The organism is Rhizobium sp. BK008 (assembly GCF_014197345.1).
Taxonomy (GTDB): Bacteria; Pseudomonadota; Alphaproteobacteria; order Rhizobiales; family Rhizobiaceae; genus Rhizobium; species Rhizobium anhuiense.
The window spans coordinates 214599-235632 of sequence record NZ_JACIFK010000003.1 but is presented as its reverse complement, the minus strand read 5'-3'; the positions used below and the strand labels follow the sequence as shown (position 1 = coordinate 235632).

Here is a 21034-nt window from a genome sequence, read left to right as displayed (position 1 = left end):
AGGATTGAGAATGAGTGTTGAGGCCGCAAGGGCAAACAACAGGACAGGCGAGGCGGATCTGCACGATCACCTGGCAGCAAAAATGCGCGCACGCGGCGCCTGCCCCGCCCTGTCAGCGCCGATGCCGACCGGCGACGGCCTGCTGGTGCGGCTGCGGCCAGCCGGCGGCGCGTTGACGCTGCCGCAATTTGCAAGCCTTGCCCGCTTAGCCGCAGTTCATGGAAACGGCATTCTGGAAATCACTGCACGCGGCAATCTGCAGATCCGCGGGCTCAGCGCCGAGACGGTCGGACCGCTCGCTGCCGATATCGATGCCGCCGGCATTGTCGTGCCGGAGGGGCCGGCGATCGAGATCTCGCCGCTGCACGGCATCGATCCGGAAGAAATAAACGATCCGGCCGCAATGGAATTGGCATTGCGCCGCACGCTCCGCGATCAGCTTCGCTCGCCACGGCTCGCGCCAAAACTATCGCTCGTCGTCGACGGCGGGGGAGCCTTCGGCTTGGCGGCGCTTTCCGCCGATATCCGTATCGTCGCGCAATCCCCCGCAGATTGGCTTGTGGCGATCAATGGCGACGGTGAAAGCGCAACGCCGGTCGCGATCGGTTCTGCGCAGGCGGCGATATCGGCCGTCGGCGACATTCTGAGCCTGTTGGCAGATCTCGGGCAGGCCAGGCGGGCACGCGATATCGATCCGGCGCTGCTGCGGGCGCGTTTTCCGGCGATGGATGGCATTCAGTTCTTTCCGTCCCGCGCGGCAGGGGTGCCGCTTTCCGGACCGCACAGGCTCGCCGACGGCAAAACCCTGCTCGGCGTCAGGCCGGAATTCGGACAGATGAGGACGTCCGATCTCTCCGCCCTGCTCGATCTCGCAGAGAGCCAGGGCGCGACAGCCATCCGGCTTGCGCCGGGTCGCGGTTTCTTCTTGATCGGACTTCCGGCTGATACCGTGCTGGCTATGCAGATTGCCGCGGCCAGACTTGGCTTCAGCGCCCAACCCGGCGACAACAGCGAGCATATCGCCGCCTGCGCCGGCGCCGGCGCCTGCGGCTCCGCCTTCTACGAGACGAGAACTCTGGCGCGCCGCATCATCGCTGCGGCACCTGCCCTCTTCGACGGTTCGCTGACGCTGCATCTGTCCGGCTGCGCCAAGGGCTGCGCCCATGCACGGCCGGCGCTGACCCTGACGGGCTCGCCGGAGGGTTATGACCTCATCCTCAATGGGCTTGCTGCGGATCGGCCGGACGAACGGATCGCTGGCGGTCGGATCGATTTCGCTATAGAGAGGCTCGCCCGCTCCATCGAAGACAACCGAGGCGCTGGCGAATCGGCCGCGGCCTGCCTTACACGGCTTGGCACAACCGGCGTTTCAAAGGCGCTGCGACAGGAATAGGAATGCCAGACTACGATTATATCCGCAGCGGCGACGCGATTTACGAGCGTTCCTTTGCGATCATCCGCGCCGAGGCCGATCTTTCGCGCTTTACCGAAGATCAAGCCGAAATCGCCGTGCGCATGATCCATGCCTGCGGGCTCGTCGAGGCGGCGGAGCATTTCCTGTTCTCCGCCGATGTCGTCGGCGCGGCGCGCGATGCGCTGAAAGGTGGGGCGCCGATCTTCTGCGACGCGGAAATGGTATCCCATGGTGTCACCCGGGCGCGGCTGCCCGCGCTGAACGAGGTGATCTGTACGCTGCGTGATCCCGCGACACCGGAGCTTGCACGCGAGACCGGCAATACCCGCTCGGCCGCCGCCATGCATCTCTGGCTCGATAGGCTCGGCGGAAGCGTTGTCGCCATCGGCAATGCGCCGACCGCCCTCTTCCATCTGCTCGAACTCCTGCGCGACGGCGCCCCGAAACCTGCGGCGATCCTCGGCATGCCTGTGGGCTTCGTCGGTGCCGCCGAATCCAAGGATGCGCTGGCGGAGAATTCCTACGGCGTCCCCTTCGCCATCGTCCGCGGCCGGCTCGGCGGCAGCGCCATGACGGCAGCCGCCATCAATGCACTGGCGAGGCCCGGCCTATGACCACAAGCGGCCGTCTCATCGGCGTCGGGACGGGTCCCGGCGACCCGGAGCTCCTCACCCTCAAAGCCGTGCGCGCCATCGAAGCCGCTGACGTCATCGCCTATTTCGCCAAACAGGGCAGGGGCGGCAACGGCAAGGCGATCGTCGAACCGCTGCTGAAATCCGGGGTGACGCTGCTGCCGCTCTATTATCCGGTGACAACCGAGATCGACAAGAACGACGAACGCTACCAGAGGCTGATCACTGAATTCTACGATCAGTCCGCCAAGTCGGTGGCCGACCATCTCGATGCCGGGCTGACAGTCGCCGTTCTCAGTGAAGGCGATCCGCTCTTCTATGGCTCCTATATGCATCTGCATGTCAGACTTTCCCAGCGCTACCCGACGGAAGTGATTCCGGGCATCAGCGCCATGTCGGGCTGCTGGTCGCTGGCCGGCATGCCGATCGTCCAGGGTGACGATGTGCTTTCCGTACTGCCGGGTACGATGCCCGAAACCGAGCTGACACGTCGTCTTGCCGACACGCAAGCCGCCGTCATCATGAAGGTCGGCCGCAATCTGCCGAAGATCCGCCGGGCCTTGGCGGCAGCCGGCCGGCTTGCGGAAGCCGTCTATGTCGAGCGCGGCACCATGGCCAATGCGGCGATGGAAAAGCTTGCCGACAGGAGCGATGGCGATGCGCCGTATTTTTCGCTCGTGCTGGTGCCTGGCTGGGAGGCGAGCCGATGAGCGGCAGGCTTTTCGTGATCGGCACCGGCCCCGGCAATCCCGAGCAGATGACGCCGGAGGCTTTGGCCGTCGTCGACCAGGCAACGGATTTCTTCGGCTACGGACCCTATCTCGACAGGCTGCAACTCCGCGACGATCAGCTGCGCCATGCCTCGGACAATCGCGAGGAACTCGACCGGGCGGGGGCAGCCCTGGCCATGGCGGCTGACGGCGCGAAAGTCTGCGTCGTCTCCGGCGGCGACCCCGGCGTCTTTGCCATGGCCGCCGCCGTCTGCGAGGCGATCGAGAACGGGCCGGCCGCCTGGCGCTCGGTCGATCTCACCATTCTGCCCGGCATCACGGCAATGCTGGCCGTGGCGGCAAGAGCCGGCGCCCCGCTTGGTCACGATTTCTGCGCCATATCGCTGTCTGATAATCTAAAGCCTTGGAATATAATCGAAACCCGCCTTGAGCTGGCGGCGAAAGCGGGTTTCGTCATCGCGCTCTACAATCCGATCAGCCGGGCGCGGCCGTGGCAACTCGGCGATGCCTTCAAGCTGTTGCGCAACCATCTGCCGGCAACAACGCCGGTTATTTTCGGGCGCGCCGCCGGGCGCCCGGACGAACGCATCGCATTACAGCAGCTGTCGCAAGCAGACGCGTCGATTGCCGATATGGCGACCTGCATCATCATCGGCTCCGCCGAGACACGCGTCGTCGCGCGGCCGGGCAGGCTGGACCTCGTCTATACCCCGCGGTTCATGGCGGGAGGAAACAGGTGATCGATCACTGCCAGCGCCGCTTCGACCGTGTCGACCGTCGTGACCGCGGAGGCAGGCGCACGCGCGACCATCAACACCTCGATGCCGAGCAGCCGGGCTGCCTCGATCTTCGCATAGGTGGCGGCACCGCCGCTGTTTTTGGCGACGATGATGTCGATGTGGTGCTGCCTCAGGAGATCGCATTCGCCTTCCAGCGTGAACGGACCGCGATCAAGCAGATAATCGACATGATCAAGCGCAAGCGGCGGCTCGACAGGATCGACGCTGCGGACAAGATAGTGATGTTGCGGCGCGGCTTCCGCATGATGCGCGCCCTGCCGGCCCGTCGCCAGGAAGACATGGCGGGGGGAAGGGCCGAGCGCTTCGATAGCCGCCGGAATGCTCTGCACCTCCCGCCAGCGATCGCCGGCTTCGCGTTGCCATTCGGGACGGCGCAGAGCGATCGCTGCGATACCGGTGACCTCAGCGGCAAAAGCGGCATTGGCCGAAATCCGTTCGGCAAAAGGATGCGTGGCGTCGATCAGCAGATGATAGCCGCCGGCCGTCAGGAAATCGGCGAGTGCGGCAGCGCCGCCGAAACCGCCGATGCGGACCGGAACAGGCTGTACGGCCGGTTTCTCGGTGCGTCCGGCAAGCGACAGCATAACATCGCAATCGTCGCGCGCCGCGAGCGCCGCGGCCAACAAGCGCGCCTCGCTGGTGCCGCCCAGGATCAGGATGCGGGGTCTTCCCATGTCTGATATCTCTCCTGCGTCCGGCCAGCGCTGGCTGACTATTATCGGCATCGGCGAAGATGGTCCAGAAGGGTTGGGTGAGGAGGCGAAGAGGCTGATCGCGGCAGCACCTGCCGTCTTCGGCGGTGCGCGCCATCATGCACTCGCGGCCTCGCTGATATCAGGCGAAAAGCTTTCCTGGCAGAGCCCGTTCGAACGCTCGGTCGACGCCATTCTTGAAAGGCGCGGCACGCCTGTTGTCGTGCTCGCCTCCGGCGACCCCTTCCTCTACGGCGTCGGCGCAACGCTCTCCCGCCACGTGGCGGCGCACGAGATGCGCATCATTCCGGCGCCCTCGGCCTTCAGCCTTGCTGCCTCCCGCCTTGGCTGGCCGCTGCAGGAGGTCGCGACGGTCTCGCTGCATGGACGGCCGATCGACCTGATCCGGCCGCATCTGCATCCCGGGCGGCGCATCCTCGCGCTCACCTCGGACGAAAAAGGCCCCGGCGACCTGGCTGCCCTGCTTGCCGCGACCGGCTTCGGTCAGTCGCAGCTTACCGTGCTCGAGGCGCTTGGCGGCGCGCGGGAGCGGCAAAGACGTGCTGTGGCGGCGGATTTCGATCTCGTGGACATCGATCCTCTGAATGTCTGCGCCGTCGATGTTGCGGCAGGGGAGGGGGCTCGCATCCTGCCTTATGCTGCAGGGATCGAGGACGAGCTGTTCGAGCATGACGGACAAATCACCAAGCGTGAAATCCGGGCGATGACGCTTTCGGCGCTCGCGCCGCGTCACGGCGAACTGCTCTGGGATATCGGCGCCGGCGCGGGCTCGATCGGCATCGAATGGATGCTCGCCGATCCCAGTCTGAAGGCAATCGCTGTCGAGCAATCGCCGGAGCGGGCCGCACGGGTCGCCCGCAATGCAACCGCCTTCGGCGTGCCGCATCTTGCCGTTGTCGAGGGGACAGCGCCCCTCGCGCTGAAGGGCCTGCCGGAACCGGATGTGATTTTCCTCGGGGGCGGCGGCAGCGAACCGGGTGTTATCGAGACTGCGATCGCCGCGCTGAAGCGGGGAGGGCGGCTCGTTGCCAATGCCGTGACGCTGGAGATGGAAGCCGCGCTGCTCGGCGAACATGCCAAACGCGGCGGCTCCCTCACGCGGATCGAAATATCGCGCGCCCAGCCCGTCGGCGGCATGAGCGGCTGGCGGCCGGCGATGCCGGTGACGCAGTGGCGCTGGACGAAAGGATGACGAGATGACGGTGCATTTCATCGGCGCTGGCCCAGGTGCTGCGGATCTGATCACGGTGCGCGGCCGCGATCTCATCACCCAATGCCCGGTCTGTCTCTATGCCGGCTCGATCGTCTCGCCCGAACTGCTGCAATATTGCCCGCCGGGCGCACGCATCGTCGATACGGCGCCGATGTCGCTTGACGAGATCGAGGCGGAATATCTTCGCGCTGCCGCGGCCGGCCAGAATGTCGCCCGGCTGCATTCCGGCGATCTCTCCGTCTGGAGTGCGGTGGCCGAACAGGTGCGCCGGCTGCAAAAACACGGCATCGACTATACGATGACGCCAGGTGTTCCAGCCTTTGCCGCCGCCGCCTCGACGCTTGGGCGCGAGCTGACGATCCCGGCAGTGGCGCAGAGCCTGGTGCTGACCCGCGTTTCCGGCCGCGCATCACCGATGCCGAACGACGAGACGCTGGCAAAATTCGGCGCGACGGGCGCCACGCTGGCGATCCATCTGGCCATCCATGCGCTGAGCCAAGTGGTGGAGGAATTGACCCCGCTTTACGGCGTCGACTGCCCGGTCGCCATTGTCGTCAAGGCCTCCTGGCCGGACGAGCGCATCCTGCGCGGCACGCTTGCCGATATCGAAGCAAAGGTTGCGGTCGAACCGATCGAACGCACGGCGATCATCTTCGTCGGCCCTTCGCTCGCGGCCGAGGATTTCCGCGAGAGTTCACTTTATGATCCGGCCTATCAACGCCGGTTCAGAGGCAGGGAATAACTTCAAGCGATTGGCCGCGCCAGCGTGGCCAATCGTGACAATCGTTCCCCCGCCGTCCTGACACCAAAAACAGTATCAGGCGACGTTTCACTCAGGTCTCAAACCCGCGCGCTGAGATAGTCCATGCTGGTGCGAAGCGCCCCGGCCGGGTCCTTGACCGCATGAACTTCCGCTGCAAAGGGCTCAAAAGAGAACGGACCCTTATAGCCAGCCTGCAGCAGCGCTCTGATCTGCCCGGCATTGTCGAGCCGGTCGTCGCCGTCCACGAGCACGCGATGGGAATCGCGCATATCGGCAACGGAAACTGTGGGATCGCTGACGCCGGAGATGTGCACGAGGCCGGCCAGCTCAGGGAAGGTCGCCGTTTCGCCGGCAAGGTGATGGTGGAAGGTGTCGTGGACAAGCCTGAAGGTCGATTCCGCGCCGAGCCCTCCGATTGCCTCGGCCGCCTCGGTCTTCGAGCGCAGCGAGCAGATCTCGAAACCGAGCGGCTCGACGAGACCGATAATGCCGGCTTTCTCGAGCATCGGCTTCAGCGCGGCCAGAGACTGGCGCAGATTGGCCCGCCGTTCGCCATCGGCGCAGCCGGTGCCGTCGTTCTTCGGAACGAGGACGAGCGCCTTGGCGCCCGACGCGCTGGCATAATCGATCAGTTCCTGCGCTTCGGCAGCCCTGGTCGCGTTCCACTCGTTGAAGCGCTGCAGGGCGTTGATCGAGATGATCGTCAGCCCATGGCGGGCAGCAACCTCCTTGATCGTTTCGGGTTTGGTGCCGTCAAGGATGGCATTGCCCGAAAGGTCGTTACGGATCTCGACGGCATCGATGCCGAGCGATTGGGCCAGCGCGAAAAAATCGTCGATGGCAAGCGACGGGGCGGCCATGTGGTTGAGCGCAAAACGGATCGTAGTCATGACTGGTTCTCCTCCTGATCTCCGCGTCACGGCGGAGCAGTCCTCGTGAATGGGTCAGCGAATCTCTATCGGAATTCGCGTCGCAATCCATCCGTCATTGCCGGCGGCCGCTTTCATTGCTGAGAGAATTTCCAACGAAATGATGGAATTCCATCATTGTTTAGATGTTCTCCGAGATATGAATATCGAAAGGCAGGAAGAGTTGTCCGGGAACCGCCGTTTCGCCGTTTTCGATAGCGCTCGTCATCAGCACCATCAGCTCCTTGCAGAGGGCAGGCAGGGGCGTGCCGATCGCCATGGCGACGATATCGTCGGCAAGACCGGCTTTGCTGTCGGGGGTCAGCTCGTTGACCACGAGAACGACCTTGCCGCCGACGCTTTCTTCGCGAAACGCCGAGATTGCCCCCTCCATGCCGCCGCCGCAGACATAGAGGCCGACGAGATCGGGATGTTTCTGCAGCAACGTCAAGGTTGCCTCATGGGTGATTTCGGCGGTCTCGAGATTGATCAGCGTGTCGACGACATCGAACTCCGGTGCATTCTCGCGAAAATAGGAGCGGAAGCCGATTTCCCGCAACTCATGGCCGTGAAAACGGTGGCTGCCGACGAAACAGGCGACCTTGCCGGGCTGGCGCGCCGTGCGCGCGATCGTCCAGGCGGCGGTGCGCCCGACCTTGCGGTTATTGACCCCGACATAGGCGTCGCGCACGCCCGTGGCGAGATCGGAGAGCAGCGAGAAGACAGGAATGCCGCGCTCCTTCAGTTCTTCCACCGCCGTCGTCACCGCCGGATAGTCCGGGCCGACGAGGGCAACGGCCTGGTTGCGGGCGCCGAGCGTCTTGATCTTTTCGACGATCGCAGCCGGTGTCGCGGCGGAGGGAAATTCGATCTGCGTCTGGATGCGCGCCGTCGTCAGCGCCCGCGCTGCCGTTTCGATCTCGCGCGCGAAGCTCTGGTAGAAGGACTGCGTTGGTTTCTGCAGCAGGAAGGCGAGCTTGTATTGCGGCAGATCCTCGAAGACACGCTGCTTGATCAGGCCGACGGCGTGATAGCCGATCGACTGCGCCGCATCATAGACCCGCCGTGCTGTTTCCTCGCGCACCCGGTGGCGCGCGTTGAGAACACGGTCGACGGTGGCGACGCTGACGCCGGAGGCGCGGGCAAGATCGGATATGGTTGGACGGCGCATGAGCGTTCCTGATGTATTCAATCATGAATGCAAGCCATTCATGATGGCTTTTGATAGAATATATCAAGCCTGCATTGAGCGCCTGCCAAAGTCAACCTATTCTCCCAGGCAAGGGCATAACGGGAGGCGGATAATGGCGACCCAGACAAAGAAACGTGACTACGACCTGCTCGGCGAAAGCGGCCGCACAGCCGTCGAGACGGGGCTGGCGGCAGCCGAATGGTATCACACCGACATTCCGCGCAAGGACATGAAGGCGCTGATGCAGCGCTCCGATGCGCCGGCGATCCGCGACACGGTCATCTGGCTCGGCAGCATGGCGGTCTTGGCCGGGCTTGGCATCTATTTCTGGGGCTCGTGGATCGCGCTGCCCATCTTCCTTGCCTATGGCGTGCTCTACGGCTCGGCCTCCGACAGCCGCTGGCACGAATGCGGTCATGGCACCGCCTTCAAGACGCGCTGGATGAACGATGCCGTCTATCAGATTGCCTGCTTCATGATCATGCGCAATCCGGTGACCTGGCGCTGGAGCCATGCGCGCCACCACACCGACACGGTGATCGTCGGCCGCGATCCCGAGATCGCCGTCATGCGGCCGCCGGATCTCTTGCGGCTGGTGCTCAATTTCTTCGGCATCCTCGACGCCTGGCATGCCGTCGTCGACATGCTGCGCAATGCCTTCGGCGGCGTCAGCGCGGCGGAAAAAACCTTCATTCCCGAGATGGAGCAGCCGAAGGCGATCCGTTTCGCCCGCATCTGGCTGGCGATCTATGTCGCGACAATCGCCGCGGCGATCGCCACGGGCTCGATCCTGCCGCTGATGCTGATCGGCCTGCCGCGCCTTTACGGCGCCTGGCACCATGTGCTGACCGGACTGCTGCAGCATGGCGGCCTTGCCGACAATGTCACCGACCACAGGCTGAACAGCCGCACTGTCTACATGAACCCGATCAGCCGCTTCATCTACTGGAACATGAACTACCACGTCGAACATCACATGTTTCCGATGGTGCCCTACCACGCGCTGCCGCAGCTGCATGCGATGATCAAGCACGACCTGCCGGCGCCGAACCCGTCGATCTTGTCCGGTTATCGCGAGATGATCCCGGCCTTCCTGCGCCAGCTGCGCAACGAGGACTATTTCCTGAAGCGCGAATTGCCGGCCACCGCGCGGCCGTATCGCGAGGAATTCCACAACGAGCTGGCTCCGGCCGCGCAATAACGACAATCGAGGGAGGATAAGATGAGCGGAAACTGGATTGAGGTTTGCGGCAAGGACGAGATCGACGAGGAGGATGTCATCCGCTTCGATCACGACGGGCGCACCTTCGCGGTCTATCGCAGCCCGGATGACGAATTCTTCGCCACCGACGGGCTCTGCACACACGAACATATCCATCTCGCCGACGGGCTTGTCATGGATGAGATCATCGAATGTCCGAAACATAACGGCCGCTTCAACTACAAGACGGGCGAAGCCAAGGGTGCGCCGGTCTGCGTCAATCTCAAGACCTATCCGGTCAAGATCGAAGACGGCGCCGTCTTCATCTCGCTCTGAGGGAGCTGGACGTGGCTCATTTCGTTATCCTGGGCGCGGGCGAATGCGGTGCGCGCGCCGCCTTCGCCTTGCGGGAAAAGGGCTTTGCCGGCGAAGTAACGCTAGTCGGCGCCGAGCCGCTTCCGCCCTATGAACGGCCGCCGCTGTCGAAGGCCGGCTCCACCGATGCAAGCGATCCGAAATTCATCGCGACGGCGGAAAAATATGTCGAAAACGGCATCCGGCTGCTGACCGGCCTCGAGGCAAGGGATCTCGACCCCGCGTCCAGGACCGTCACGCTTTCGGACGGTACCGTGCTTTCCTACGACAAGCTTCTGCTTGCGACGGGTGCCGCTGCACGCTCCTTCCCCGGCGCGCCGCAGGGCAGCCCGCATATTCGCGCGCTGAGGACCCATCACGATGCGGCGGCGCTGCGTGATGTCATGAAGCCGGGACGGCATATCGCCATCATCGGTGGCGGGTTCATCGGACTGGAACTTGCGGCAACGGCGCGGCTGCTCGGCGCCGAGGTCACGGTCATCGAAGGGCTGGAACGCGTGCTGAAGCGCGGCGTGCCGGAGGAGATCGCCCATCTCATCACCGAGCGCCACCGCGCCGAGGGCGTCGATATCCGCTGCGGTGTCTCCATCGAGGCGCTGACTGCGGAAAACGGCAAAGCCCAGATCAGATTGTCGAGCGGTGAGGCGATCGAAGCCGATCTCGCCCTTGTCGGCATCGGTGCCCGGCCGAATGTCGAGATCGCCGAAAGAGCGGGGCTTACTATCGAAAACGGCATTGCCGTCGATATTCATCTGCAGACCTCGGCGCCGGATGTCTTTGCCGCCGGCGACTGCTGCTCCTTTCCGCTGTCGATCTATGGCGGCCGGCGGGTGCGGCTCGAATCCTGGCGCAACGCCCAGGAGCAGGGCACATTGGCTGCGGCCAACATGCTCGGCCTCGACGAGGCCGTATCGGCCGTGCCGTGGTTCTGGTCGGATCAATACGACATGACGCTGCAGATTGCGGGCCTTGCCGAAGGAGCCGCCACGCATCAGCGCCGCGATCTCGGCGCAGGCGCCTTCATTCTTTTCCATCTCGACGCCACCGGGCGACTGATCGCCGCAAGCGGCATCGGGCCAGGCAATGCCGTGGCGCGTGACATCAGGCTCGCCGAAATGCTGATCGCCGCGCGTGCCCATCCGGACCCGGCAGCGCTCGCAACCAGCGACATCAAGCTGAAATCCCTGCTGGCCGCGTGAGCTGGCCGATATTTTCACCGCTTTTTTCGAAGGAATTTGACGATGAAGAAACATAGACGCGCAACCGTCGCCGATCTGCTTGCGGAAAAAGGCAAGCGCCAGCTCACCATGCTGCGCGTCACCACGCTGGAGGAGGCGGAAGCCGCCGAAAAAGCGGGCATCGATATCGTCTCGGTGCCGCCCTCGCTGCTCGGGCCGGTCTTTCGCGAGGCCGCGCCCACTCCCTTTGCCATTCCGGGGCTCGAATATGGCGACCATGTCTCGGCGGAGGATTATCTGCGCGCGGCTTTCGCGGCGCTGAAGGCCGGTGGCGATGCGGTCTATTGCGCCGCAAGCCTGCAGACGATCCGGCGCATGCGGGACGAGGGCATCCCCGTCTGCGGCCATCTCGGGCTGATCCCTTCGAAGGCGACCTGGACCGGCGGCTTTCGCGCCGTCGGCAAGACCGCGGCGAGTGCGGCCGAGATCTGGCGGCAGACCAAGGCGCTGGAAGAGGCCGGCGCCTTCGCCGCCGAAATCGAAGTCGTGCCGGGGGATGTCGCTGCCGCCATCAGCAGCAACACCTCGATGCTGATGATCTCCATGGGGGCCGGCAGCGGCTGCGACGCCCAATATCTCTTCGCCGACGACGTGCTTGGCACCAATCGCGATCACTATCCGCGCCATGCCAAGGTCTATCGCAACTTCGCCGCCGAACATGACCGGCTACAGCGCGAACGCATCGCCGCCTTCACCGAGTTCGCCGAGGATGTCAGGACCGGCGCCTATCCGGAAAAGCGCCATCTCGTCAGCGTCGACGACGCGGAGCTGAAGGTTTTCCTGGACCGGCTGCGGAGTGAGACGGGCAATAGCTAGGGGCAAACCCGCTTCCTTTCCATTGGCTTCCGTCCCGGCCTGTGTCAGGAATGATCCGTTCGACCCATTCGGAACGGAGTATTCGGTCCCCTGTGACGATCGGCTTTGCGCATGCGGAATTGATTGCGGTGCTCGTCGCGGTGACGGGGGACGAGCCGCGCGTGATGACCATCCGCTCCGGCAATGCGCTGCCGTCAGGCCCCTTCGAAATGGGGCATCGCACGCTGCAATCGGGGCTGCGCGAGTGGGTGCAGGAGCAGACGGAACATCCCGTCGGCTATCTCGAACAGCTCTATACCTTCGCCGACCGCGACCGGAACAACGACATCCCAGGCGGACGGACGATCTCGATCAGCTATCTCGGCCTCGTCAACGAGCAGTCGGGCGCCGGCCGGCCGGGATGGCACGGCTGGTACGAATATTTCCCCTGGGAAGACCATCGCCAGGGGCGCCCAGCAGTGCTCAATGAAATCATGACGCGTCTGAAGATCTGGGCCGATGCCGATCCGGCAAGGCGCGACCATCGCCATCGCCGGGCGGATTTCACCTTCGGCCTCGACGGCGGCGGCTGGAACGAAGATCTGGCGCTGCAGCGCTACGAATTACTCTACGAGGCGGGGCTCGTCTCGGAGGCCGGATGCGGGGTGGAGGCCAATCTCGGCCGGGCGATGTTTGCCGATCACCGCCGCATTCTTGCGACCGGGATCGCCCGGCTGCGAGCCAAGATCAAATACCGTCCCGTCGTCTTCGAGCTGATGCCGGAGAGCTTTACCCTGCTGAGACTGCAGCGCACCATCGAGGCCTTGGCCGGGCTGACGCTGCACAAGCAGAACTTCCGCCGGCTCATCGAACAGCAGGAATTGGTCGAGGAAACCGGCGGAACCGAAAGCGAAACCGGCGGCCGGCCGGCGAAGCTCTTCCGCTTCCGCCACACGGTGCTCGAAGAACGGGCGCTTGCCGGAACGAAATTACCGCTCTCCCGCAATTGACATATGCTCACTGTGAGAATATCTCTTTGCCTATGATATGCTCAAAGAGAGCATAATTAGGAGCCGGTCATGAATTATCCTGTTTCCGCATCCTCGCTCTATGAGCGCGTCAGCCGCGTCATTCCCAAAGCCGAATGGATGACGTTCGAAAATGACGTCGACGCGATCCTCGAGCTCAAGCGCCGCCGCAACGCCGTCATTCTCGCGCACAATTACCAGACGCCGGAGATCTTCCACGGCGTGGCCGATATCGTCGGCGACAGTCTGGCGCTCGCCCGCAAGGCGATCGAGGTTGATGCCGATGTCATCGTGCTGGCCGGCGTACATTTTATGGCCGAGACCGCCAAGCTGCTGAACCCCGAAAAAACCGTGCTGATCCCCGATCTCGGCGCCGGCTGTTCGCTGGCGGACTCGATCACGCCCGAGGATATTGCGCTGCTGCGCCAGGCCCATCCCGGCGTGCCCATCATCACCTATGTCAACACATCGGCCGCGGTGAAGGCCGCCTCCGACATCTGCTGCACATCCGGCAACGCCAAACAGGTCGTGGAATCGCTCGGCGTGCCGAAGGTGCTGATGATCCCGGACGAATATCTGGCGCGCAACGTCGCCCGCGAGACGGATGTCGAGATCATCGCCTGGCATGGCCATTGCGAGGTGCATGAACTCTTCACCGCCGAGGACGTGCGCCAGCTGCGTGAAAACCATCCCGGCGTAACGGTGCTCGCCCATCCGGAATGCCCGCCCGACGTCGTGGCCGAAGCCGATTTCGCCGGCTCCACCGCCGTCATGTCGGACTATGTCGGCAGGCAGAAGCCGGCGCGTGTCGTGCTGCTCACCGAATGCTCGATGAGCGACAATGTCGCTGTGCACCATCCCGATGTCGAGTTCATTCGCCCCTGCAATCTCTGCCCGCATATGAAGCGGATCACGCTTGCCAATATCCGCGCCGCCCTTGAGGAAAACCGCCACGAGGTGACGGTCGATCCGGCAATTGCCGTGGCTGCGCGCCGCGCCGTCGAGAGAATGCTGGCGATATGACCGAGGTCCTCGAGCATCTGGCCGGACGCACGGTGATCGTCGGCAGCGGCCTTGCGGGGCTGATGACCGCACTGACGTTGGCGCCCGAACCCTCGGTGATCGTCACCCGCGCCGCCCTTGGCGCGGAGACGTCGAGCGCCTGGGCGCAGGGCGGCATCGCCGCCAGCATGGGCGCCGACGACAGCGCGGCGCTGCACCTTGCCGATACGCTTGCCGCCGGTGACGGGCTCTGCGATCCCGTGACCACCGCCGGCATCATTGCCGAAGCACCAGCTGCAATTGCCGCGCTGGAGCGAGCCGGTGTGCGTTTCGACCGGAATGCCGCCGGCCAACTGTCGCTCGGGCTGGAGGCGGCCCATAACCGCCGCCGCATCGTCCATGCCGAAGGCGACGGGTCGGGTGCTGCGATCATCGCCGCGCTGATCGAGGCGGTGATGAAAACACCTGTGATAACAGTCCTCGAAGGCTTCGAGGCGCGGCGGATTCTGATGGAAGGCGAAAAGGTCGCCGGCCTGCTCTGCGCGACCGCGAACGGGGCTGCCATTCTGCCGACATCGAAGGTGGTGCTCGCCACCGGCGGCATTGGCGGGCTCTACGACGCCACCACCAATCCGATGGGCAATTTCGGCCAGGGGATCGCGCTTGCGGCAAGGGCGGGCGCTGATCTCGCCGATATGGAATTCGTCCAGTTCCATCCGACAGCACTCGATTCCCGCCGCAGGCCGCTGGCGCTCATCAGCGAGGCGGTGCGCGGCGAGGGGGCCTTGCTCGTCAACGAACGAGGCGACCGTTTCATGGCCCGCACTCCAGGCGCCGAGCTTGCGCCGCGCGACGTGGTGGCGCGGGCGATCAGCGCCGAAATTGCCCGCGGCGGCAAAGTCTTCCTCGATGCCCGCATTGCTCTCGGCCACCGCTTTGCCACGCGCTTTCCCGTCATCGCCGCCCTTTGCGGCGAGGCCGGCATCGATCCGGCAAAAGACCTCATCCCGGTACGCCCGGCAGTTCACTATCACATGGGCGGCGTGGCCACGGTTGCAAATGGCCGCAGCTCGGTGCCCGGTCTCTGGGTCGCAGGCGAAGCGGCTTCGACCGGCCTGCACGGCGCCAACCGGCTTGCCAGCAATTCGCTGCTGGAGGCGGCTGTGATGGGCATGCGGGCGGCACGCGACATATCGGGCATGCCCGCAAGTGCTGCCGGAAGCGCCTTCACCGAGAGCCTGCCGGTGCCTGCCGATGCATCGCTCGTCCGGTCGATCGTCTCGCGCCATCTCGGCGTGCTGCGCAATGCCGGCGCCATTCATGGCGCCATCGCCGCCCTGCTGCCGCTTGCCGAAGGGAACAGCCCTGCCGCCGATCCGGCCATCGTCGCGCTCTCGATCGCGGTTTTCGCCAGCTTGCGGACGGAATCACGCGGCGCCCATGCCCGCACCGATTTTCCGCTGAAGCTCGGCGATGCAAACCGCCGCCGGATGCGCCTTTCCCAAGTGCTGGAGATCGCCCGCGCGACCCCGCCCTATTCCCTTGCAAGGAGTGCCTGATGAGCCTCGTTCCCCTTCCGCGCCTGATCGTCGAACCCTTGGTCAGGCAAGCGCTGCTCGAAGATCTCGGTCTTGCCGGCGACATCACCTCGGCCTCGGTCATCCCTGCAGATCACCGCTCGACGGTGGTGATGGCCGCCCGGCAGCCGGGCGTGATCGCCGGCCTCGATGCCGCGGAACTGGCCTTTTCCCTCGTCGATCCGGAGATCGTCATGCGCCGCCATCTCCAGGACGGCGATGCGGCCAAGCCGGGTGACGTGATCGCCACCATCGAAGGCCCGTCGCGCGGTCTGCTGAGCGCCGAGCGCACCGCGCTGAATTTTCTCGGCCATCTCTCGGGCATTGCGACGGTGACGGCCGGGATTGCCACCGCCATCAGGGGCACCAAGGCTTCCGTCGCCTGCACGCGCAAGACGACGCCGGGGTTGAGGGCGCTGGAGAAATATGCGGTGCGGGCCGGCGGCGGCATGAACCACCGTTTCGCCCTTTACGACGCGGTGCTGATCAAGGACAATCACGTCGCCATCGCCGGCGGCGTCGCCGAGGCGATCCGCCGGGCGCGGGCCGGCGTCGGCCATATGGTGAAGATCGAGGTCGAAGTGGACACCCTCGATCAGCTGCGTGAAGCGATGGAGACCGGCGTCGACGCCGTCCTGCTCGACAATATGACGCCGGATCAGCTGCGTGAGGCGGTCGCCATCGTCGCCGGCCGGGCCATCACCGAGGCATCCGGCCGCGTCACGCCGGCAACGGCCGCCGCGATCGCGGCCTCCGGCGTCGATCTCATTTCCGTTGGATGGCTGACGCACAGCGCGCCGGTACTGGATATCGGGCTCGATTTCGTCGCGGCCGCGTCCACAGCGGTAGCAGGCCCGAAACGGATTGCACAGGTCCTGTGACCCGTCAGGCGTGTTTCGGCTGGGCTTCCTTGTCGCTGTCGAATTCCAGCAACTCGATCATCACGCCGAGATCGGGCACCGTGTCATAATAGGCATACCGCCCGTGGCCGCCATCGAATTCACCACTCTGGAGCAGGCGGCGCGGGCTTCGTGAACGAACGATCGCAAGGCAATTCTAGACTGGCCGCGCCTCGACGGTTCATGGCGGAGCATATTTACGCCTGCCCTTGAAGCAGCTCAATCGTAAACGTTACGGCCTCGAAGCCCTTCTCGACTACGGCTGAAACGCCAATTCATGGTCGTCTGGGCGATCGCCTGCATACGAAGGAGGCAATGGAAACTGTCCAGATGCGGGTCGCTCACAAGAAAAATGCGCCGGAAAACGCAGATGCCAGCTGAAGGTGCGGCAAGAAAATTACGAGCTAAGCGCTCTAAATATTAGAACGCTTATTTTTCAGCCGCCGGACCGCTCGATTACAGAGAAATTGTTTCTGTTATTTCAATCACATAATTGACGATCCTGCCCACTTCGATCTCAATGCCGTGGACTTCGCCTGTTTTTTCAGCACAAGAATTGAAGCGTTTAAAATCTTGCAGAACGCCGGATATTCATGAGACAAACGACCTGCGAGTAGAAGCGGTCTGAGCCTCGGTTCTGGACATTGCTCGACGGGTAAACCTGTCGAGAGGATGTCCTAATGCAGGGAAAAACCAGTGATCTCGCCCCGAAATCCGCAGAGATCGACGCTGGACCTGATCATCTTCGCGCGCAGCGTTGTTTTGTATGCCTGGCCAGCAAGCGCCCTGAAAAACGCGATTGCGCAATTGCCGGGCTCGTCGCAGATGGCTTCGATCCGGAGCGCGTCGCCGATCACTATCCGTCCTTAAAAATCGAACACCAATTGCGAAAGGTCGACCCATGTCCCGCACCAAGCTTGCCTTTTATGCACTTGCCGCAATCCTTTCTGCCGGCGCCGCCTCCGCCGCCGACAAGGTGATCTTTCAGCTCGATTGGCTGCCGGGTGGCGACAAGGCGCCGATCTACGTCTGTATCCAGGAAGGTTTCTGTTCGGACGCCGGCCTTGAGGTGGAGATCGCCTCCGGTCGCGGCTCGACCGACGCCATATCGCGCCTTGCCTCGGCGTCCTCCGACATCGGTATTTCCGATATCGGCGCCCTGATGGCCGCGCGCGCCAATGAGGGCGTCAAGGTAACCGCCGTCATGTCGCTGTTCAACAAGGGGCCGCATGCCTTCTACGTCGCCAAGGGCGGTTCGATCGCAAGCGTCGCTGACGTCAAGGGCAAGACGATCGCGACGTCGCCCTTCACATCGTCGAATGTCTACCTGCCGCTGGTGCTCAAGGATGCCGGCATCGACATGGCGGATATCAAGCTCATCAAAGCCGATCCCGGCGCACTTGGCCCGATGCTGATGACCGGCAATGCCGATGGCATCATCGCCTGGATGACCGACCTGACGCGCTACAGCAACCAAGGCAAGGAAGCTGGCAAGGAGATCGTTGCCCTGCCATGGTCGGCAGCCGGGCTCGAGCTCTATTCCGCATCCCTCATCGCCAGCGACGATTTCCTCGCCAAGCGTCCGCAGGTCGCCGCCCGCTTTATCGCCGCCTACAAGAAATCGGTCGAATTCGCCAAGGACAATCCGGAGAAGGCTGCCGCCGCTGTCACCACCATGGTACCGGAACTCGGCTCGGAGGACGTCCAGGGTTCGCTCAAGGACACGCTGCCGTTGATCTTCAACGAGGTGACGGAGAAGGACGGCCTCGGCGGCTTCGAAGCCGCCCGTCTCGCCGAAACCTGGCGCCGTGTCTCTGAAGCGCAGGATATCGATCCGGCCAAGCTCGATCCGGAAACCATGGTCAACCGCACCTTCGCCGTAACGGAGTAACCTCGATGGCGATGCCCGCTATCCGCTTCGACAGGCTGGGACAAGTTTTCGAAACTCGGTCCGGGCGCACGGAAGCCCTGCGAGACGTCAGTTTCGATGTGGCCCGGCATGAATTTGTCTCGATCCTCGGCCCTTCGGGCTGCGGGAAATCGACCCTGCTGCGCATGATCGCCGGCCTGTTGAAGCCGACATCCGGCTCGGTAGACGTCTTCGGTCTGCCGGTGACGGCCCCGCGTGACGACATCGGGATCGTCTTCCAGAAGCCGACGCTGCTTCCCTGGGCGACTGTCGAAGACAATGTCGTATTTCCCGCCCGCCACAAGACCGGCCGGGTAACGGCAGAGGAGCGCGGGCGGGCGGGTGAATTGCTGAGCATGGTCGGGCTTGCCGGCTTCGAGAAACGCCTGCCGGACGAACTGTCCGGCGGCATGCAGCAGCGTGTCGGCATCGCCCGCGCGCTGCTCATGGATCCGGATATCCTGCTGATGGACGAACCCTTTTCGGCGCTGGATGCCCTGACACGCGAGGTGATGGGCTTCGATCTGCTGCGCATCTTTTCCCAACGCCCGAAGACCGTGGTCTTCATCACCCACTCCGTCAGTGAGGCGGCGCTTCTGTCCGACCGCGTTTTGGTGATGACCGGACGTCCGGGCTCGATCCTGACCGAAGTCACCGTCCCCGTCGGCCGGCCACGCGGCCCTGAAACTGCAAAGGACAAGGCGATCCATGACCTCTCCAATTACCTCCGCGATCTCCTCCTCACCCGTCAGGCGGCGTGAGGCCATGCGGAGCCGCACACCGGTTGCTCTCCTCAAGCAGGTGCTGGCGTTGCCGGGCATTGCGACCGCCGCGGCCCTGATCGGCACGGTGCTGCTGTGGGAAGCGGTCGCGCGGCTCCTGTCGATCCCGACCTATCTGCTGCCGCCGCCAAGCGCGATCCTCGGCTCGTTCTCCTCCATCGGCTTCGAGCGCTGGATCGGGCACATCGCCGCGACGTTGCGGGTGGCGCTGATCGGTTATGCGATGTCCATCTTTATCGCCATTCCGCTCGCGGTGGTCATGATGCGCTCGCCATTCCTGTCGCGAACGCTCTATCCGCTGCTCGTCGTAGTGCAGTCGACGCCGGTGGTGGCGATTGCGCCGATCATGATCGTCGTGCTCGGAGCCGGCGATGCGCCACGTATCGTTATCACCTGTCTCATCACCTTTTTTCCGCTCGTCGTCTCGACCGCAACGGGCCTTGCGGCAACCCCGCCGGATCTGATCGAGCTGTCGCGAAGCCTGCGCGCCTCGGGCTTCCGCGAGATCACCCAGATACGCTTGCCGTTTGCGGTGCCCTACATCTTCTCGGCGCTGAAAATCTCGATCACGCTTGCCGTCATCGGCGCCGTGGTTGCGGAGTTCTGCGCATCCGAAGCCGGCGTCGGCTATTTCATCCAACTGTCGACCTCCCTGTTCAAGCTGCCACAGGCCTGGGCCGGCTTGCTGCTGCTCGCCGCCATGTCGCTCTTGCTATTTCAGGCCGTGGTCCTGACGCAGAAGCTCCTCTTTCCCTGGAGCCTGCCGAAAAACGGCTGAAATCCATCCGGAGTAGAAGCAGTCGGGCCCTGCCCGGACATTGCTCCTCAACCGCCGGTTCGCCGGCACTCACGTAAGGAGAATAATATGAATATCCAGACAGACACCCTCGCGGAACTCGCCAAGGAAGCGACCATCGGCGGCATGGGCACGACCGTTGACCGGGAAATCCCCGTCATCGACCTTTCTGACTTCGACCACCGCAAGCACGAGATCGCCGATGAACTCTGGCAGGCCTCGGTCGATATCGGTTTCTTCCAGGTCTACAATCACGGCATCGCCCAGGACGATATTGACGCGGCCTTCGACACGGCCTGGACATTCTTCGAACTGCCGGTGGAGGTTAAGGCGAAAACCCCGATGCCGAAGGGCATCAATGCCGGCTGGGAGTTCAGGGCGCAGGTCCGTCCCTCCACCGGTACGCCGGATAACAAGGAGAGCTTCCAGCTCACCCTGCCGGACATGATCCGCCTCAATCTGTGGCCGAGCGAAGACGATCTTCCGGGCTTCCGCGAAAAGATGCTCCGCTTCGAGCGACAGAACTGGGAACTCGGCATGCGCATCCTCTCCTGCTTCGCGCTGAAGATGGGCTTTGCCGTGGATTTCTTCACCAAGGCGCATGACCCGTCTTCGGACCAATATCAATCGACGCTGCGCCTCATCCACTACATGTCGATGGAAGGCGCCAAGCCGGAAGACTTCACGTCGTGGCGTGCCGGCGCGCATTCGGACTTCGATTGCTTGACCATTCTTCACCAGAAGGAGGGCGAAGGCGGGCTCCAGGTGTGCCCGGGCAAGGATGCAGCCCTGAAGGAATGGACGGACGTTCCGCCGCGCAAGGGCTATATCACCTGCAACATCGGCGACATGCTGATGCGCTGGTCGGACGACCAGTTGCAGTCGACGCTGCACCGGGTGCGTATGCCGCGCGAGAATGAATACATGGGCCGCCGACTGTCCCTGCCCTTCTTCTGCCAGGCAAACCGCGATGCCGTCATTGAGGGTCCGCTCGGCAAATACGAGGCGATCACCGCCGGCGAATACCTGACCCGGCGCATCAACGCCAATTTCGCCAAGAAGTGAC

The 21034-nt window shown here is 63.7% G+C and carries 22 protein-coding genes; 18 read left to right on the top strand and 4 right to left on the bottom strand.

Annotated elements, in window-relative coordinates; all coding sequences use genetic code 11:
• Positions 1–10: 10 nt before the first annotated feature.
• Genes cobG through FHT69_RS15795 form a run of 4 tightly spaced genes read left to right on the top strand, consistent with a single transcriptional unit; the run spans position 11 to position 3517 of the window.
• Positions 11–1393, top strand: a complete 1383-nt coding sequence (gene cobG, locus FHT69_RS15810) for a precorrin-3B synthase (RefSeq protein WP_025570628.1) — start codon at positions 11–13, stop codon at positions 1391–1393.
• 2 nt (positions 1394–1395) lie between these two features.
• The gene (locus FHT69_RS15805) at positions 1396–2028 is read left to right on the top strand and encodes a precorrin-8X methylmutase (protein ID WP_025570630.1); all 633 of its coding nucleotides are present in this window, start codon (positions 1396–1398) and stop codon (positions 2026–2028) included.
• Complete coding sequence (locus FHT69_RS15800; protein ID WP_097622421.1) at positions 2025–2756, top strand: precorrin-2 C(20)-methyltransferase; 732 nt, start codon at positions 2025–2027, stop codon at positions 2754–2756. Before FHT69_RS15805 ends, FHT69_RS15800 begins: the two co-directional genes overlap by 4 nt.
• The gene (locus FHT69_RS15795) at positions 2753–3517 is read left to right on the top strand and encodes a precorrin-3B C(17)-methyltransferase (protein WP_047611991.1); all 765 of its coding nucleotides are present in this window, start codon (positions 2753–2755) and stop codon (positions 3515–3517) included. Before FHT69_RS15800 ends, FHT69_RS15795 begins: the two co-directional genes overlap by 4 nt.
• Here the strand turns inward: FHT69_RS15795 and FHT69_RS15790 are convergent.
• The gene (locus FHT69_RS15790) at positions 3481–4251 is read right to left on the bottom strand and encodes a cobalt-precorrin-6A reductase (RefSeq protein ID WP_097622420.1); all 771 of its coding nucleotides are present in this window, start codon (positions 4249–4251) and stop codon (positions 3481–3483) included. The genes FHT69_RS15795 and FHT69_RS15790 overlap by 37 nt on opposite strands.
• Here FHT69_RS15790 and cbiE point away from each other — a divergent pair.
• Positions 4250–5482 (top strand): precorrin-6y C5,15-methyltransferase (decarboxylating) subunit CbiE, encoded by a 1233-nt coding sequence (gene cbiE / locus FHT69_RS15785; protein WP_097622419.1) that lies wholly within the window; start codon positions 4250–4252, stop codon positions 5480–5482. The two genes, FHT69_RS15790 and cbiE, sit on opposite strands and share 2 nt — an antisense overlap.
• A gap of 4 nt (positions 5483–5486) precedes the next feature.
• On the top strand, positions 5487–6245 hold the full coding sequence (cobM, locus tag FHT69_RS15780) for a precorrin-4 C(11)-methyltransferase (RefSeq protein WP_183905600.1): 759 nt from the start codon (positions 5487–5489) through the stop codon (positions 6243–6245).
• 98 nt (positions 6246–6343) lie between these two features.
• Here cobM and FHT69_RS15775 read toward each other — a convergent pair whose 3' ends face one another.
• The gene (locus tag FHT69_RS15775; protein ID WP_183905599.1) at positions 6344–7156 is read right to left on the bottom strand and encodes a TIM barrel protein; all 813 of its coding nucleotides are present in this window, start codon (positions 7154–7156) and stop codon (positions 6344–6346) included.
• Positions 7157–7316: 160 nt separating this feature from the next.
• Positions 7317–8345 carry a LacI family DNA-binding transcriptional regulator gene (locus FHT69_RS15770; protein WP_097622417.1) on the bottom strand — a complete coding sequence of 343 codons (1029 nt, stop codon included), beginning with the start codon at positions 8343–8345 and terminating at the stop codon, positions 7317–7319.
• A gap of 133 nt (positions 8346–8478) precedes the next feature.
• Between FHT69_RS15770 and FHT69_RS15765 the strand changes: the two genes are divergently transcribed.
• The 8 genes from FHT69_RS15765 to nadC all read left to right on the top strand — a co-directional run bounded on the left by FHT69_RS15765 (position 8479) and on the right by nadC (position 16463).
• Entirely contained in the window at positions 8479–9567 is a 1089-nt protein-coding gene (locus FHT69_RS15765; RefSeq protein ID WP_097622416.1) for a fatty acid desaturase family protein, read from the top strand.
• A 21-nt stretch (positions 9568–9588) separates the two neighbouring features.
• A complete protein-coding gene (locus tag FHT69_RS15760) occupies positions 9589–9903 on the top strand; it encodes a MocE family 2Fe-2S type ferredoxin (RefSeq protein ID WP_047611977.1) in 315 nt (104 codons plus the stop codon).
• An 11-nt stretch (positions 9904–9914) separates the two neighbouring features.
• A complete protein-coding gene (locus FHT69_RS15755) occupies positions 9915–11141 on the top strand; it encodes an NAD(P)/FAD-dependent oxidoreductase (protein ID WP_097630180.1) in 1227 nt (408 codons plus the stop codon).
• 42 nt (positions 11142–11183) lie between these two features.
• The gene (locus tag FHT69_RS15750; protein ID WP_097630179.1) at positions 11184–11996 is read left to right on the top strand and encodes a 3-methyl-2-oxobutanoate hydroxymethyltransferase; all 813 of its coding nucleotides are present in this window, start codon (positions 11184–11186) and stop codon (positions 11994–11996) included.
• A 50-nt stretch (positions 11997–12046) separates the two neighbouring features.
• Positions 12047–12985 (top strand): NrtR DNA-binding winged helix domain-containing protein, encoded by a 939-nt coding sequence (locus FHT69_RS15745; protein WP_183905598.1) that lies wholly within the window; start codon positions 12047–12049, stop codon positions 12983–12985.
• A 69-nt stretch (positions 12986–13054) separates the two neighbouring features.
• Positions 13055–14026 carry a quinolinate synthase NadA gene (gene nadA / locus FHT69_RS15740; RefSeq protein WP_097542597.1) on the top strand — a complete coding sequence of 324 codons (972 nt, stop codon included), beginning with the start codon at positions 13055–13057 and terminating at the stop codon, positions 14024–14026.
• Positions 14023–15564, top strand: a complete 1542-nt coding sequence (locus tag FHT69_RS15735; RefSeq protein WP_097596049.1) for an L-aspartate oxidase — start codon at positions 14023–14025, stop codon at positions 15562–15564. The genes nadA and FHT69_RS15735 overlap by 4 nt, the downstream gene beginning before the upstream one ends.
• Positions 15564–16463, top strand: coding sequence for a carboxylating nicotinate-nucleotide diphosphorylase (gene nadC / locus FHT69_RS15730; protein WP_097596048.1), 900 nt, complete (start codon positions 15564–15566; stop codon positions 16461–16463). Before FHT69_RS15735 ends, nadC begins: the two co-directional genes overlap by 1 nt.
• 695 nt (positions 16464–17158) lie before the next feature.
• On the opposite strand, the gene FHT69_RS15725 is transcribed toward nadC, so the two are convergent.
• On the bottom strand, positions 17159–17338 hold the full coding sequence (locus FHT69_RS15725) for a hypothetical protein (RefSeq protein WP_063475724.1): 180 nt from the start codon (positions 17336–17338) through the stop codon (positions 17159–17161).
• Positions 17339–17382: 44 nt separating this feature from the next.
• On the opposite strand from FHT69_RS15725, the gene FHT69_RS15720 reads away from it, so the two are divergent.
• The 4 genes from FHT69_RS15720 to FHT69_RS15705 all read left to right on the top strand — a co-directional run bounded on the left by FHT69_RS15720 (position 17383) and on the right by FHT69_RS15705 (position 21033).
• A complete protein-coding gene (locus FHT69_RS15720) occupies positions 17383–18372 on the top strand; it encodes an ABC transporter substrate-binding protein (protein WP_063475723.1) in 990 nt (329 codons plus the stop codon).
• 5 nt (positions 18373–18377) lie between these two features.
• Complete coding sequence (locus FHT69_RS15715; protein WP_097596047.1) at positions 18378–19151, top strand: ABC transporter ATP-binding protein; 774 nt, start codon at positions 18378–18380, stop codon at positions 19149–19151.
• Positions 19152–19155: 4 nt separating this feature from the next.
• Positions 19156–19950 carry an ABC transporter permease gene (locus FHT69_RS15710; protein WP_063475721.1) on the top strand — a complete coding sequence of 265 codons (795 nt, stop codon included), beginning with the start codon at positions 19156–19158 and terminating at the stop codon, positions 19948–19950.
• A gap of 87 nt (positions 19951–20037) precedes the next feature.
• The gene (locus FHT69_RS15705) at positions 20038–21033 is read left to right on the top strand and encodes an isopenicillin N synthase family oxygenase (RefSeq protein ID WP_183905597.1); all 996 of its coding nucleotides are present in this window, start codon (positions 20038–20040) and stop codon (positions 21031–21033) included.
• Position 21034: the final 1 nt, after the last annotated feature.